The 14,563-nt window shown below is 66.3% G+C and carries 11 protein-coding genes; 1 reads left to right on the top strand and 10 read right to left on the bottom strand.

Annotated elements, in window-relative coordinates:
* Positions 1-66 precede the first annotated feature (66 nt).
* The 8 genes from DESTE_RS03635 to DESTE_RS03600 all read right to left on the bottom strand — a co-directional run bounded on the left by DESTE_RS03635 (position 67) and on the right by DESTE_RS03600 (position 10,539).
* Positions 67-900, bottom strand: coding sequence for a carbohydrate ABC transporter permease (locus tag DESTE_RS03635; protein ID WP_035065144.1), 834 nt, complete (start codon positions 898-900; stop codon positions 67-69).
* Positions 897-1,790, bottom strand: a complete 894-nt coding sequence (locus DESTE_RS03630) for a carbohydrate ABC transporter permease (protein WP_051384287.1) — start codon at positions 1,788-1,790, stop codon at positions 897-899. Before DESTE_RS03630 ends, DESTE_RS03635 begins: the two co-directional genes overlap by 4 nt.
* 167 nt (positions 1,791-1,957) lie before the next feature.
* Positions 1,958-3,253: an ABC transporter substrate-binding protein gene (locus DESTE_RS03625; protein WP_035065141.1), complete on the bottom strand. Its 1,296-nt coding sequence runs from the start codon at positions 3,251-3,253 to the stop codon at positions 1,958-1,960.
* Between the two features lie 96 nt (positions 3,254-3,349).
* Positions 3,350-4,402, bottom strand: a complete 1,053-nt coding sequence (locus tag DESTE_RS03620; protein ID WP_035065139.1) for an ABC transporter ATP-binding protein — start codon at positions 4,400-4,402, stop codon at positions 3,350-3,352.
* Between the two features lie 375 nt (positions 4,403-4,777).
* Positions 4,778-5,752, bottom strand: coding sequence for a formate dehydrogenase accessory protein FdhE (locus tag DESTE_RS03615; protein ID WP_035065137.1), 975 nt, complete (start codon positions 5,750-5,752; stop codon positions 4,778-4,780).
* Positions 5,753-5,830: 78 nt separating this feature from the next.
* Positions 5,831-6,556, bottom strand: a complete 726-nt coding sequence (locus tag DESTE_RS03610; RefSeq protein WP_035065134.1) for a 4Fe-4S dicluster domain-containing protein — start codon at positions 6,554-6,556, stop codon at positions 5,831-5,833.
* Positions 6,557-6,635: 79 nt separating this feature from the next.
* A complete protein-coding gene (fdnG, locus tag DESTE_RS03605; RefSeq protein WP_035065132.1) occupies positions 6,636-9,668 on the bottom strand; it encodes a formate dehydrogenase-N subunit alpha in 3,033 nt (1,010 codons plus the stop codon).
* Positions 9,669-10,119: 451 nt separating this feature from the next.
* Complete coding sequence (locus DESTE_RS03600) at positions 10,120-10,539, bottom strand: winged helix-turn-helix domain-containing protein (protein WP_051384286.1); 420 nt, start codon at positions 10,537-10,539, stop codon at positions 10,120-10,122.
* Positions 10,540-10,986: 447 nt separating this feature from the next.
* On the opposite strand from DESTE_RS03600, the gene DESTE_RS03595 reads away from it, so the two are divergent.
* On the top strand, positions 10,987-11,823 hold the full coding sequence (locus tag DESTE_RS03595) for a transposase (protein WP_035065130.1): 837 nt from the start codon (positions 10,987-10,989) through the stop codon (positions 11,821-11,823).
* 68 nt (positions 11,824-11,891) lie between these two features.
* Here DESTE_RS03595 and DESTE_RS03590 read toward each other — a convergent pair whose 3' ends face one another.
* The gene (locus DESTE_RS03590) at positions 11,892-13,586 is read right to left on the bottom strand and encodes an amidohydrolase (protein ID WP_035065127.1); all 1,695 of its coding nucleotides are present in this window, start codon (positions 13,584-13,586) and stop codon (positions 11,892-11,894) included.
* A gap of 2 nt (positions 13,587-13,588) precedes the next feature.
* On the bottom strand, positions 13,589-14,539 hold the full coding sequence (aguB, locus tag DESTE_RS03585; protein ID WP_035065125.1) for an N-carbamoylputrescine amidase: 951 nt from the start codon (positions 14,537-14,539) through the stop codon (positions 13,589-13,591).
* Positions 14,540-14,563: the final 24 nt, after the last annotated feature.

Below are 14,563 nucleotides of genomic sequence, written 5' to 3'. Positions count from 1 at the left end.
TCGGATGCTCTCCACGCCATCGTGTCTGCATTTGCTGGCGGCTTCTCTCCCGCCCGGTCCCGCTCCCTACTTGATCCCCGCCCGCATGAACGACTGCACGAACTGCCGCTGGAACAGCAGGAATCCGATCAGCAGCGGGCCGGATGTCATCAGCGTGGCCGCCGTGATGATCGACCAGTCCACCCCCTGCTCGGTGGACGAGAACACCTGCAAGCCCACGGTGAGCGGGCGCGAATTGGTGGTGTTGGTGACGATGAGCGGCCACAGGAAGTTGTTCCAGTGGTAGCTGACCGACACCAGCGCATAGGCCAGGTACACCGGTTTGCCCAGCGGCACGTAGACCTTCCAGAGAATCTGCAGGGTGCTGGCGCCTTCCACGGCGGCGGCCTCGTCCAGTTCCTTCGGTATGCTCTTGAAGGTCTGGCGCAGCAGAAAGATGCCGAAGGCCGACGCCATGTACGGCAGGCCGATGGCCAGCGTGGAATCCAGCACGCCGATGGTCGCCATGGTGCGGTAGTTCTCCACCACCAGCACATCGGGCATGATCATCAGTTGCATCAGTACCAGCGCGAACAATATGCCCTTGCCGGGGAAGTCGTACTTGGCGAAGGCATAGGCCGCCAGCGTGCACAGCACCAGTTGCCCGGACAGCACCAGGGTGACCAGCAGCACGGTGTTGACCAGGTAGCGGGCAAAGGGCGCCGCGTCCCACGCCGCGCGGAAGTTGTCCAGCGTCAGCGGCGCGGCCAGGGTGAAGCGGGTGGAAAATTCCGAGGGGTGAAAGGCCGTCCATACGGCGTACAGCAGCGGCAGCGCCCACAGCACGGCCAGTGTCCACGCGGCGGCGGTGTCCAGCACGCGGGCCAGGCCCCGGCTGTCGTAGATGTTGGTCTGGCTCATCTGTAGTGCACCTTGCGGTCGAGAAAGCCGAACTGGCCGATGGAGGCCAGCGCCAGAAAGCCCAGCAGCACCATGGTCAGCGCCGCGCCGTAGCCGGTATCCCAGTATTTGAAGCTGACTTCGTAGATGTAGTAGAGCAGCAGCGAACTGGCGTTGTTGGGGCCGCCCTGGGTGAGCACGAACAGGTGGTCCACCATGCGGAAGGCGTTGATGGTGGCGTTCACCAGCACGAACAGGGTGGTGGGCATCAGCAGCGGTATGACTACCCTGCGGTAGTAGTACAGGCGCGACGCCCCCTCCAGCATGGCCGCCTCGGCCAGTGAAGGCGGTATCTGCTGCAACGCCGCAAGGTAGAAGATCATGAAGAAGCCCGCATCCTTCCACACCGCCACGGCGATGACGCACGGCAGCGCCGTGGATTCGCTGCCCAGCCAGTTCATCCCGGCGAGGCCCAGCGCCCCGCGAATCTGTTCCAGCAGGCCGTATTCCGGCGTGTAGAAGAACAGCCAGATGTTGGCCACCGCGATCATGGGCAGCACCGTGGGCACGAAGTAGCACAGCCGCAGCACCGACTGCCCGGCCAGCCCCGCGTTGACCAGAAAGGCCATGGCCATGGCCAGCCCGATGGACAGCGGAATGGTGCCGCTGGCGAACAGCAGGTTGTTCACCAGCGCCTTGCGGAACACCTCGTCCTCCAGCAGGTACTGGTAGTGTTCCAGCCCCACGAACTGCGCGGGCGCGCCGCCCCGTCCATCCAGAAAGAAGCTGTGGATGAAGGTGTTCACCGCCGGATAGTGGGTGAACGCGGCGATGAACGCCAGGGCGGGCAGCAGCAGGAGCCAGGCGTGGATGGTGCGCGTGGTGGCGGGGCTGCGGAAGGCTGGGGGCACGTGTGGACCTCCGGAATGGCAGCCAACGGCAGATGCCGCGTGCCGCCCGTGCGATGCGGATATCCCCGGCCGGGGTGGAGCGCATTGTCCCGCCCCGGCCGGGGCATTCATCCAGTCATCAATGCATTCAATCGCCCGGCCCGTCGGCCACGAGCGAATGCGCAGTCCTACTTGCCGTAACGGCGCAGGATGCGTTCCGCTTCCTTCTGGGCGTCCTTCAGGGCGTCGGCGGGCTTCTTGGAGCCGGTCACGGCGGCCTGGATGGCGTCGTCCAGCGCCTTGGTCACGCGCTGGTTGTCGTGGGTGGACAGTTCGGGCACGGCGTGGGCCAACTGGTCGCGGGCCACGGCAGCCACGGGGAACTTGGCCACGTAGTCCTTCATGGCCGGGGTTTCCCACGCGTCGGGGCGCACGGCCACGTAGCCGGTGTCGATGCCCCACTGGGCGGCACGTTCCGCGCTGGTCATCCACTGCACGAAAGTGACGGCGGCCTTGCGCTCGGCGGGGGTGGCCTTCTTGAAGATGTAGAAGTTGCCGCCGCCCGTGGGCGAGCCGGGGCGGGCGCTGGCGGGCAGCATGCCCACGCCGAAGGGGAAGGGCGCGTTGGTGCGCACGTTGGTCAGGTTGCCGGTGGTGGTCCACATGATGGCGGACTTGCGCTCGAAGAAATCGCGCGGGGTGGTGGCCCAGTCGATGGTGCCCTTGGGCGACACTTCGTGCTTGTAGGCCAGGTCCACCAGGAATTGCAGCGCCTCTACGGCCTTGGGCGCATCGAAGTAGGTCTTGGTGCCTTCCGCGTTCATCAGTTCAACGCCGTTCTGGATGGCCAGCGCCTGGAACATCCAGTAGGCGTACCCGGTGGAGGGAATGGCCACGCCCCACTGGGTGACCTTGCCAGAGGCGTCACGCACGGTCAGCTTCTTGCCCATTTCCACCAGTTCCTTCCAGGTGGCGGGGCCCTTTTCGGGGTCCAGCCCGGCGGCCTTGAAGGCCTCCTTGTTCCAGTACATCACGATGGTGGAACGCTGGAAGGGAATGCCCCAGGTCTTGCCGCCGGTCTGGCTGTTGCGCATGAAACCGGGGAAGAACGCCTTGGTGAAGCCCATTTCCTCCGGCTTCAGGATGTCGTCGTAAGCGACCACCGCGTCCTCGTCGATGAGGGTGTACATGTCGGTGGACAGCAGCACGGCCACATGCGGCGGCTCGCCCCCGCGCAGGGCGGTAAGGGCCTTGGTGAGGGTTTCGCGGTAGATGCCCGCGTACACCGGGGTGACCTGGATGTCCGGGTGTTCCTTCATGAACTGCTCGGTCATGCCCTCCACGATCTTGGTGATGGGACCGCCGACGGATACGGGGAAGTAGAAGGTAAGATTCACCTTTTCCGCCAGTGCGGTGCCCGCCAGCAGGGTCAGCGACAGCAGTGCCGCCGCCGCCAGGGTGCACGCTTTCCTGAAACCGGTCATTGTGATGCCTCCTGCGATGTTGCGTTGGGATGTGGGTCGTAAACCGCCGGAATCACCAATACGGTGCGAATGTGTCTGTTGTGTCGCGGGTCTGTGTCAGCGGCAGGTGCCGCGCCGTTCGCCGGTTTGTGCGTCAAAGACGTGGATGTGCTCGTCCGGGCAGTGCAGGTAGATTTCGGCCCCCACGGCAATGTCCGACACGCCGTCCACCACCACGGAAAGTTCCTCGCCCCCCACGCGGCACCCCAGCACGGAACTGGACCCCAGATATTCCACGCTTTCCACCACGGCGCGCCAGCCATCCGGCACGATGCGCACATGTTCCGGCCGGATGCCCAGCACATAGTCCGCACTGTCCACCACGCTCACCGTGCCGGACCGGCTGCCCGCCACGCACACGCTGCCGCGCGCATCGTCCAGCCGCACCAGGTTCATGGGCGGCGTGCCGATGAAGTTGCCCGCAAAGGTGGTTGCCGGGAGGGAATACAGCTCGGACGGCGTGGCGTTCTGCACGATGCGCCCGCCCTGCATCAGGATGATCCGGTCGGCCATGCTCATGGCCTCGGTCTGGTCGTGGGTGACGTAGACCATGGTCATGCCCAGGGTCTGCTGCAAGGCGCGGATTTCACGCCGCATTTCGTGGCGCAGCTTGGCGTCAAGGTTGGAGAGCGGCTCGTCCATCAGGCACACGGCGGCCTCGGCCACCAGGGCGCGGCCCAGGGCCACGCGCTGCTGCTGCCCGCCGGAAAGTTCGCCCGGCTTGCGTTGCAGCAGGGCGCCCAGCCCCAGGATGTCCACGGCGCGGGTCAGGCGTTTTTCGCGCTCGGGCTCGGGCACCTTGCGTACGGTAAGCCCGAACAGGATGTTCTCGCGCACCGTCAGGTGCGGGAACAGCGCGTACGACTGGAAGACCATGGCCAGCTGGCGCTGGGCCGGGGGCAGGTTGGTGACGTCGCGCTCGCCGATCATGATCCGGCCAGAGGTGACGGATTCCAGACCCGCGATGAGCCGCAGGGTTGTGGACTTGCCGCAGCCCGAAGGCCCCAGCAGCACCAGCATGGCGCCCTGTTCCACCTCGAAGGAGACGTCGTCCACGGCGCGGACGTCGCCCCAGTGCCTGCTGACGTTCAGAAGTTGAATGGCGGACAATGCGACCCCCTGTCGCTTGGGGTTGGGTACGTATGGCGTGGGCCGATCTGGCGATTGCGGCAAATATGCCGGGCGTTACATGCAACCGCGTGAACAGCCGGAAAAGCGGCACGATTATGGGCAGGATATGTTGCACACATTTACGGTTTTGCGTCAACATCCTGAAATTGTATGGTTAAACAGCCATGCGGCTCGTTATGGTGACGGCGGGGTGGCGTATTGGTGACGTTGGCAGTGATGGTGTGACCAGCGTTACTGCTTCAAAACCGCAGCCCCCGCTGGTGGCGGGGGCTGCGCGAGAGGGAGGGCGGGCAAGAGGGCGGGCGCGGGACTGCCCGCTATGGATGTGAAGACGCGCCGTGCGCCGTGGGGCGTTTACCCGGCACTCCACGGCTGGGGCACCAGCGGCAGGTATCCGGCCTGCCGGGCTTGCAGTTCCAGTGGCAGCATGGCCAGCACCGAAATGGTCGCATCGGGCAGGTTGATGAATTCCGTGGCATCCTGGCACAGGATGTAGCGCTTGCAGGCATCGCAGGTGTCGGCCCGTTCGAAGGGTCGTTCCCGCGTCGCCAGCAGGCCCAGTTGCTCCGGCTCCTCGTTGCCGCAACCGGGGCAGGAAACCCGCTTGTACCGCCATTCGGTGGCGCAGGTGGCGCAATGCAGAAACCGCACGCCACCGTGACCGGTGATGAATTCGTTGTCGTCCCGTTCGCGTTGCAGGCGCGAAAAGCCGGGTGCCCCGCCGCATGTCGGGCACACCGGTCGTGCCCAGGGCATGGCTCGCAGGACGGGCACCAGGTCACGGGCCTGACGTTCGATGAACGGTCGCACTGCTTCACTCGCCACGAAGGACAGCACCTCGGCGGAGATGCCGGAGGGCAGGGTGATGGTGCGCCCGCCAGCCACGGCGGACAGCGCCGAGGCGTCGATATCGCCGCTGGCCAGAGCTTGCCGCAGGGCTGCCAGCTCCGGCGCAAGGGCGGGGAACGCCTCTTCCATTACCGGCAACAGTTGTTCGAGGGCGGCGGGCAGGTGCTCCGTCACGTCCTGAAAGCCGATGCCCGACAGCAGGGGGATGCCCTTTACGGATGCGTCCTGCGCCGGGGCAGGCAGGGGGCCGATCCAGCCGGGGGCGGCATCGCGCAACGTGGCGCGGGCTTCCAGCAGGGGGACGAAGGCATCCAGCAGCGGGCGCAGGGGGGGCACCTCGTGCACAAGGCGTGCGGCGTCCTGAAGCAGGCGGGTGGGGGCATCCGGCAGGGGGCCGTGGGTCGCGTCAGGCGTTTCCCCATCGGGCACGGGCGTGGCGGTTATCGGTGCTACGGGTGTGTCGGGCGTGGCGGCATGCATGCGTGGCTCCCTTGCGGATGCGGTGCGAATGACCCCGTGCGGCAGCCCGCAGTGGGCGCCGCACGGGGGATGTCATGATCAGCTGTTGGTGGTGTCGGCCAGCCCCCGCAGCGGGGCGGCCAGACGGGCCACGAACTGCTTGCGGGTCATCTGGCGGGGGGCCGCATCGGCCACGGCGTGGGTGTGGTACTTCTTGGGGTCATCGGCCACCAGGAAGATCACGGAAACGTCCTTCACGTTCAGCAGTTGCGCCGCCGGGAAGGTCTTCTTCACCGCGGCCAGCCGTTCTTCGGCCAGTTGCAGCATGGCCGCGCGGTCGCCGAAGTTCATGGCCCCCATGGCGCAGCTTTTCACGCACATGGGCAGCATGTTGGCGCGCACGCGGTCGATGCACATGTCGCACTTGACGATGCGCCCGGTGGCCGGGTCCTTGCGGGGGATGTCGTACGGGCAGGCCCCCCGGATGTCGTCGATGTTTTCCTTGGCCGTCAGCTCGGTGTAGATGACAGCGCCGGTATCCGCGTCCTGGATGATGGCTTCTGGGTTAGAGGCCACCAGCATGCACGGCGCATCCACGCAATGCCTGCACTGGTCCGGGAAGAAGTACCATTGCACGGCGCCGTTCACCATGTGCTCGCTGAAGCGTACCAGCTTGAAGTTGTACGGGTTCAGGTCCGGCGGGTTCTGGTGGGTGCCGGTCTGCTTGGTGGGCACCGGGGGCAGGTTCTTCCATTCCTTGCAGGCCACCTGGCAACCCCGGCAGGCCGTGCACCGCGTGGTATCTATCAGAAACGCCTTGGGCATTTCGGTTCTCCTTGGCTTCGCGCCATGGCGTCCGGCCAGGGTACGGGGCGTCGTGCGCTCCGCACCCCGGCGGGGACGGCTACAGTTCGGTCACCTTGGCGGCCTTGCGCAGGTTGACGAGGCTGGCCTTGTATTCGGGGATGGTGGTGTTGGGGTCGCCCACCGAAGGGGTGAGGCGGTTCACCGAGTCCCCGCACTTGGGCTTGGTCCAGCCGAAGCAGAAGGGCATGCCCACGAGGTGCAGCGTCTTGCCTTCCACCTTGAAGGGCCGGATGCGGATGGTGACCATGGCCACCGCCTGCACCACGCCGCGGATGCTTTCCACCTCGACCACGTCGCCGTTCTTGATGCCCTTTTCCTTGGCCAGTTCGTGGCTCATCTCGATGTACTGCTGCGGTTCCGCCTCCAGCAGGGGCGGCGCGTTGCGCGTCTCGGAGCCGGAGCACCAGTGCTCGGTCAGGCTGTAGGTGGTCAGCACGATGGGGTATTTGGGGTCGCCGTGGGCGGCCAGCTTGTCGATGTCGCTGATGGTCATCTTCATGCAGGGGTTGTTCATCTGCCTGGAGAAGGGGTTGGTCTTCAGCGGCGTTTCGGCAGGCTCGTAGTGTTCGGGGAAGGGACCATCCTCGCGGCCGGGGCCGTAGATCTGCGAACGGCCCTCGGTGGTCATGATGAAGGGGTAGGTGCCCTTTTCCATGGCCATGGGCGGCGCACCGCCGTCGGGCACATCGCCCACCCACTTGCCGTCCTGCCATTCTATGACCACGCGATCGGGGTTGTACGGCTTGCCCTGCGGGTTCACCGAGGCGCGGTTGTACAGCACCCGCCGGTTCATGGGCCAGGCCCACGCGAAACCGGGGAACATGCCGATCCTGGCCTGCATGGGCGTCTGGGTCAGGTCGCGCCGCTTGGCCAGGTTGCCCGAGTCGGTGTAGCCGCCGCAGTACAGCCAGTTCAGGCTGACGGTGGAGCCGTCGTCGCGCAGGTTGGCGAAGCCGGGCACCTGCTGCCCCTTCTTGTATTCCTTGTCGCCGATCTTCACGTCGCGGGTGAACCAGCCGTTGCACTTGCGGGCCACGGCGTCGGCGTCGAAGGTTTCCGGGTAGTCCATCTGCAGCAGGGCCTCGGGCAGCGCGCCGCCTTCCTTGGCGTACAGGGCGCGCACCCGGCTCATGATGGCCGTGCACATCTCGCCCATGTTGCGGCTTTGTCCGTGGGGTTCCACGGCCTTGTAGTGCCACATGTGCCAGCGGCCGCTGTTGGAGATGGTGCCTTCCTTCTCGGCCCGGTAGGCCGAGGGCAGCAGGAACATCTCGGTCTTGACCTTCTTGGGGTCTATGCCGGGCCGATGCCAGTTTTCGGTGGTCTCGTTGTGGAACACCTCTGCCATGACCAGCCAGTCCAGGTTGTCCAGCGCCTTGCGCACCTTGTGGATGTTCGGGATGCTCTGGGCAGGGTTGTGCCCGAAGATGAACCCGCCCTTGATGGCGCCCTTGTACATGCGGTCGAAGATGAACAGGTGCGAGCAGTCCATGCCCGGGTCCATCTTGGGCAGCAGCTGGTAGCCGAACTCGTTTTCAGGCGTGGCGTTGTCGCCGTACCAGGCCTTCAGCAGGCTGACCATGTACTTGGGCCGGTTGCTCCACCAGTTGACGCTCTTGGGGTCCTTGCTGACGGGGGTGTACGCCTTCAGGTAGTCGGCGAGCGTGGTGTAGTTGGCCGTGAACATGGAATGGTAGCCCGGCAGGTACCCGTAGAGCAGGGCGTGGTCCGTGGTGCCCTGCACGTTGGGTTCGCCGCGCAGGGCGTTGATGCCGCCCCCGGCGATGCCGATGTTGCCCAGCAGCAGCTGCACCATGGCCGACAGGCGGATGTTCTGCACGCCCACGGTGTGTTGCGTCCAGCCCAGCGCGTAGATGACCGTGCCCGCCTTGTCCGGGCGGCCGGTGGCGGTGAAGGCCTCGTACACCCGCTTGATGTCCGCCTGCGAAACGCCGGTCACCGAAGAGACGCGCTCCATGGTGTAGCGATCGTAGTGCTTCTTCAACAGGTTCAGCACGCAACGGGGGTTGGCCAGGCTGGGGTCGCGCCTGGGCAGGCCCGCCTCGTCCTTTTCGAAGGCCCAGGCGCCCTTGTCGTACTTGCGCGTGTTGGCGTCGTAGCCGGAGAACACGCCGTCATTGAAGGAGAACTTTTCGCCCACGATGAACGCGGCGTTGGTGTACTCCATGACGTATTCCTCGAAGTACTTCTTGTTGTCGAGGATGTACTTCACCATGCCGCCCAGGAAGGCGATGTCCGTGCCCGAACGGATCGGCACGTGAAAATCGCTGCGGGCCGAGGTGCGCGAGAACTTGGGGTCCACGTGCATGACCACGGCGCCCTTTTCCTTGGCCTTGATCACCCACTTGAAGGTCATGGGGTGGTGCTCGGCGGCGTTGCTGCCCATGATCAGCACGGCGTCGGCGTTCTGGATGTCGTTGTAATGGTTGGTCATGGCGCCGCGCCCGAACGATTCGGCCAGTGCGGGCACCGTGGAGCTGTGGCAGATGCGGGCCTGGTGGTCGAAGTGGACGATGCCGAGGCCGCGGACCATCTGGTGCAGCACGGCGGCTTCCTCGTTGGAAACCTGCGAGGTGCCGAGATGGAAGAGCGAATCAACCCGGTTGATCACCTGCCCGGCGTCGTTCTTGGCCCGGAAGTCCCTGTCGCGCTGTTCCTTCACCTTGCGGGCGATGCGGTCGAGCATCCAGTCCCAGTCCTTTTCTTCCCACTTGTCGCCGCCGGGGGCGCGGTACAGGGGCTTGGACAGGCGGTTCTCGTTCACGTGCAGCGAACGCAGGGCAGCGCCCTTGGCGCACAGCCCGCCGCCGCTGACCGGGTAGTCGGGGTCACCCTCGATGTTGACGATCTTGCCGTCCTTGACGTGCACCAGCGTGTTGCACCCGCAGGAACAGAAGGGACAGATGGAGATGAACTCCTTGGCCCCCTCGATCTTGAGCCCGGCGGCGTGGGCCGAGATAGGCCCAAGGTCGATCCCGAACCGCCCCAGTGCGAGCCCCGCGGCCCCGGCGCTGGTCAGTTTCAGGAATCCTCTGCGTGACAGTCCCATGGCAGCCTCCTTGTTGTGGATGCGCGCCCGATGCGCCCGATGCGCCCGATGCGATCAATGCGACCTGTGCGATCAATGCGCGCGATGTGCCCCCGTGGGACATGCCGTCCAGCAAGACATTGCGTGAAGCCGACAGCCGTATGCCGGCGCGCGGAGCGTGTTGTCCGCAACCTGTGCGGCATGTCGTCCCGTGCGTTCCGGGCAATCCCGTGTGGGGGTGGTGGAGCCATTGGTATGCCGCACAATGTGCTGGCGTCAATATTTAAATTCAAAATTTTCAAATAGTTATATGTATTTTTTGCAATACATATCCGCAGGGATGGTCTTTTGGAATGGCACGTGTCAAAGCCTATTGATGCAAAAAATGACACGACCCGGAATGATCCGGGTCGTGCAGCGCCGACATTGGCGTCGTGGCTTGGGGTTCCCGTACCAGGAACCGGGGAACGGTTCAGGATGCAAGTTTGGGTGGTGGCAGGGTACAGGCCAGACAGGGCGCGAATCCTTCGCCAAGCCCGGCAAAGGGCGTGACCGGCCAGGGGAACAGGCCGTCGGCCCGTTCCAGGGCGTAGCGCTCCACCTCTTCGAACCACTGGCGGAACGAGGCGCGCAGGGCCTCGCCGTGGGGGGTCAGGCGACATCCGTCGCGCTTGTGCCTTGCGGCTTCAACCAGTGGGACGCCGAGTGCGCGTTCCGTCGCGCGCAGCTTGCACCACGCGGCCCGGTACGACATGCCCAGGGCCTGCGCCGCCTTGCGGAGCGAGCCGTGCCGTTCGATCATGTCCAGCAGGTGCACCCGGCCAAGGCCGAAGACCATGGATTCGCCGTTTTCCAGCCACAGGTGCAACCGGACCGTGGCATGTCGGGACATGGGCCAACCTCCTTTGCCCGGCCTGGCAGGGCGCGCACGGGCGGGCGGCAGTGCCCGGGCCTTGCCGTCAGGCGGCGTGAGGCCGAGGGAGACCGGGCGTGTTGTTATACCACAAGCCTAAGGTGGCAAGGCAGGGGCCGCAAACGGCACGGGGGCTTCAATGCGGCGGTCTGGCAATGCGCCGCAACGGGTCCGCCATATGGCATGCGGGGACATGCATGAGCCGGACGTGCTGCGCGCCGGGGGCGGGATGGCTTGCGGGACAACGGGTTTCTGGGGGCAGGCTGGGCGGGCAGGCTGGAGCGCATGCGGGCTACGTTGACTGCATATGGTATTTTGCCACGAATAGTGACAGGCGCGTGACATTCAGGGCATAGAAGAGGCCGATACGATGGGCGTGGCCATTTCACGCCGTGGACACGCAGAAACGGGGCAGGCACGCCGAACATGGACCTACTTGCCTTCAATGAATTGGTTTCTTCCGAAACCAGAGCCCGGCGCTACATTTTGGGATTCTGCTGGAAAAACCATCAGCGGTTTTGTCCCAAATGCCGCGAGCGCAAGTTATACCCCGTGGACGGGGGCGACAGGCGGCGGTGCGCCCGGTGCGGGTACACCTTTCACGATTTCAGCCGTCGTTTCCTGAACGGCTGCGCGTTCGACGCCCGCCGGTGGCTGTGGTTCCTGAAGCTGTTCGAATTGGGCGTTGCCCCGGCGGACATGGCTGCGCAGCTTGGCATAACCTACGCCACGGTGCTGAAGGCGCAGGACATTGCCCGCAGGGCGGTGCTGGCGCAGGCGCTGGACGCCCCGGCACTGTACCGCGCCGGGATATGGCCCGGCCCCGGCGTGGCCCGACCGCAAGGAAATGCGCCGGATTCCCCGGTGTTCGGCATCATCGACCTGAACGGCATGGCTGTGTGCGACGTGCTGCCGGAGGTGACGCCCAATACCCTGCTGTCGTTCAAGTTCAATTTTGGCCTGCGCACGGCGGCGCTGGGGCGCGTGGTGTACACCGCGCCGTACCGGCAGTATCGCACGCTGGTCTGCTGTGGGGATTCGTTGTGGCCCAGCCGCCTGGTGCGGCACGACGACAAGAAACTTGCCGCCGAGGCCGCTGGATTTTGGGGCTTTGCCCGGCAGCGACTGGCCCGGCTGCGCGGCGTGACCCCGGCCCAGTTCCCGCTGCACCTCAAGGAACAGGAACTGCGCTACAACCGGCGCGAGGGGGATCTGTTCGAACCGGTGGTGCGGGCCGTGTGCGGCTTCGTGCCCGATGGCTGACGCCCGGCAGCGCATGCGCCCATCGGTGATGGGCCGTCGCTCCGTTTCGCTGTCGTGGGCAGCCCGCGTCAGTCTTCCGTGGTCGTCGGCTGTCCGTCCACCCAGGTGCCCAGCACGGGGATGTCCGCAACGGAGGATGCGTTCGCCGGGGCATTCCGCGCGTCTGACGGGTCAGGCGCATCCTGTGGATCAGGCGCATCCTGCGGATCAGGCGCATCCTGCGGGTCAGGCGGGCCCAGCGGGTCGCGCCCCAGCACCACCAGGTCGGCCAGCATGCCGGGCAGCAGGCGGCCCTTGTCCGCTTCTTCAAAGGCCGAAAACGCCGCCTCGGTGGTGAACATGCGCAGGGCCTCGGCCAGGGTGGCCGACTGCTCGGCAAAGGGGTGGTTCACGGCGGCGGCCATGCCGCGCAGCGGGGCATAGTTGGTGACCGGGCTGTCGGAACCGCCGCACACCCGGATGCCCGCATCCAGTATGGCCCGGTAGGGGTGCAGGCGGCGCACCCGGTGCGGCCCGAACAGCCGGGTGCAGTGGTCCAGGCGGTGCCCGGCGATGAACGATTCCACGAAGGCGGGCTGCATGGAGGCCACCACCCCGGCGGCGGCCATGCGGTCGATCTGGTCCCACGTGGGCAGTTCGAAGTGTTCGATGCGATGGCGGCAGTCGTCGCGCGGTTCCAGCCGCTGGGCGCGCTCGATGGCCCGCAGCACCTGGTCGATGGCCCGCTCCGACTCGCAGTGCACCGCAACCTGCAACCCGCGCGCATGGGCGGACAGCACGAAGTCGTCCATTTCCTGCTGGGTGTACAGCAGGGTGCCGTCGTTGTCTGGCTCGTCGCTGTAAGGTTCGAACAGCGCGGCGGTGCGGGCGTCGAGCTCTCCGTCGGCGCAGATGCACCCGCCCACGCGCGGCAATGCCAGTTGCTCCACCTCGGCAAGGTCCATGCTCTGGTTCCAGCACACCACGCGCAACGGCAGGCGCGCCGCGTTGTCCAGCAGTACGGGCGATCCGCCGGGGGTCAGCTCTCCCCCTTCCATGGAATGCACGGTGGTGATGCCTACCCGCAGGGCCGACCGGGCGGCCACCAGGGCGGCGGCGTCCAGATGGGCGCGGTCCATGGAGCGCAGCATGGCCGGAAAGACCCAGGTGAGAATGCCGGGGTCGCGCACCACGCCGGTGAAGGGCGCGGCGCCGCGCCCGCCCTCGGTATCCGCGCCGGGCAGCCCGCGCGGCACGGCCAGCTGTTGCAGCGCCAGCGAATTCATGACGCAGCGGTGGCAGGTGGCGTGCATCAGCAGCACGGCCCGGCCCGGCGCGGCGTGGTCCAATTCCTGTCGTGTCGGCATGCGCCGTTCGGCCAGGTCCAGTTCTTCCAGCCGGAAGCCGCGTATGAAGCCTCCGGCAGGCTCGGTGCGCGCCGCGTCGGCCACCATGTCCAGCACGTCACCCAGGGTTTCGGCCACGGAAAGGTCCATGCCCAGGTCCATGATGCCGGTCAGCAGCAGGTGCGAATGGCAGTCGATGAAGCCGGGCAGCACCGTGGCCCCGCCCATGTCGGTGCGGACGAACCCCCGGTCGGCGAAGGGGGCCAGTTCCGCCGCGCGGCCCACGGCCACGATGCGGCCAGCCTCCACGGCCATGGCGTCCGGCAGGGCCGCGCCATGGTGGGCGGCGGGGGCCAGCGGGTCGCGGAAACGGGCATTGACCAGCAGGCGCGCACCGGCGTGCGCGGCGCCGTTGCCGAACGGGCGTGCATCGGCCATGGCTAGGCCTCCCCTCCGCAGCCGCATCCCTCACCGCACCCGCAGCCGTCCCCGCAACTGTCATCGTCACCTTCGCCGGGCAGGCCGTCCAGCCCGTCAAAGGTCAGCAGGGGGTGGTACAGGTCGGGCCTGCGGTCGCGGAACAGTCCCCACCCGGCGCGCTGCACGCGGATGGCCTCGAAGTCGAAGGCCGCCGTCAGCACGCATTCCCCGGTGCGGTCCGCCTGCTGCACGATCTCGCCCTGCGGCCCGGCGATGAACGACGAACCGTAGAAGGTCATGGAAAAGCCCTTGCCGAACTCCTCGCCTACCCGGTTGGACGCCACGAGCGGCATCATGTTGGCGGCGGCGTGGCCCTGCATGGTGCGGGTCCAGTGGCCGGACGAATCGCAGGCCGGGTCGGCGGGTTCGGAGCCGATGGCCGTGGGGTAGAGCAGCACGTCCGCGCCCAGCAGGGCCATGGAACGCGCGCATTCCGGAAACCACTGGTCCCAGCACACCCCCACGCCCACGGCGCCGTACCGGGTGCGCCACACGCGAAAGCCGGTGTCGCCCTGGCTGAAGTAGAACTTCTCCTCGTAGCCGGGCCCCTGCGGAATGTGCGACTTGCGGTACAGCCCCATCACCCTGCCGTCGGCGTCGATCATGGCCAGCGAGTTGTAGTAGGCCTGGTTGGAACGCTCGAAGAAGCTCACGGGAATGACCACGCCCAGTTCGGCGGCCAGGGCCGACATGCGGCGCACGGCCGGGCTTTCGTCCAGCGTGCGGGCCAGCGCGAAGTGCTCCGGCAGTTCGTCCTTGCAGAAGTACGGGCCGGAAAACAGCTCCTGCGGCAGCACGATGTGCGCGCCCATGGCGGCGGCCTCGCGCACCAGTTCGCAGACCCGGTCGATGTTGCGGGATTCGTTGTCGGTGCAGGCCATCTGGGTGGCGGCGACGATGACTTCGGCCATGCGATCCTCCGGCGGTGTCTGGCG

It is taken from the genome of Nitratidesulfovibrio termitidis HI1 (assembly GCF_000504305.1).
GTDB classification, from domain to species: Bacteria; Desulfobacterota; Desulfovibrionia; order Desulfovibrionales; family Desulfovibrionaceae; genus Cupidesulfovibrio; species Cupidesulfovibrio termitidis.
Note: the sequence above shows the minus strand (reverse complement) of the source record. Positions and strands in the feature narration are given on the sequence as shown.

What these genes read in the sequence shown, in the direction of transcription:
- DESTE_RS03635 (WP_035065144.1), bottom strand. Translation starts at nt 900, where the DNA reads ATGAGCCAGACCAACATCTACGACAGCCGGGGCCTGGCCCGCGTGCTG.
- DESTE_RS03610 (WP_035065134.1), bottom strand. Translation starts at nt 6,556, where the DNA reads ATGCCCAAGGCGTTTCTGATAGATACCACGCGGTGCACGGCCTGCCGG.
- DESTE_RS03625 (WP_035065141.1), bottom strand. Translation starts at nt 3,253, where the DNA reads ATGACCGGTTTCAGGAAAGCGTGCACCCTGGCGGCGGCGGCACTGCTG.
- DESTE_RS03595 (WP_035065130.1), top strand. Translation starts at nt 10,987, where the DNA reads ATGGACCTACTTGCCTTCAATGAATTGGTTTCTTCCGAAACCAGAGCC.
- fdnG (WP_035065132.1), bottom strand. Translation starts at nt 9,668, where the DNA reads ATGGGACTGTCACGCAGAGGATTCCTGAAACTGACCAGCGCCGGGGCC.
- DESTE_RS03590 (WP_035065127.1), bottom strand. Translation starts at nt 13,586, where the DNA reads ATGGCCGATGCACGCCCGTTCGGCAACGGCGCCGCGCACGCCGGTGCG.
- aguB (WP_035065125.1), bottom strand. Translation starts at nt 14,539, where the DNA reads ATGGCCGAAGTCATCGTCGCCGCCACCCAGATGGCCTGCACCGACAAC.
- DESTE_RS03615 (WP_035065137.1), bottom strand. Translation starts at nt 5,752, where the DNA reads ATGCATGCCGCCACGCCCGACACACCCGTAGCACCGATAACCGCCACG.
- DESTE_RS03600 (WP_051384286.1), bottom strand. Translation starts at nt 10,539, where the DNA reads ATGTCCCGACATGCCACGGTCCGGTTGCACCTGTGGCTGGAAAACGGC.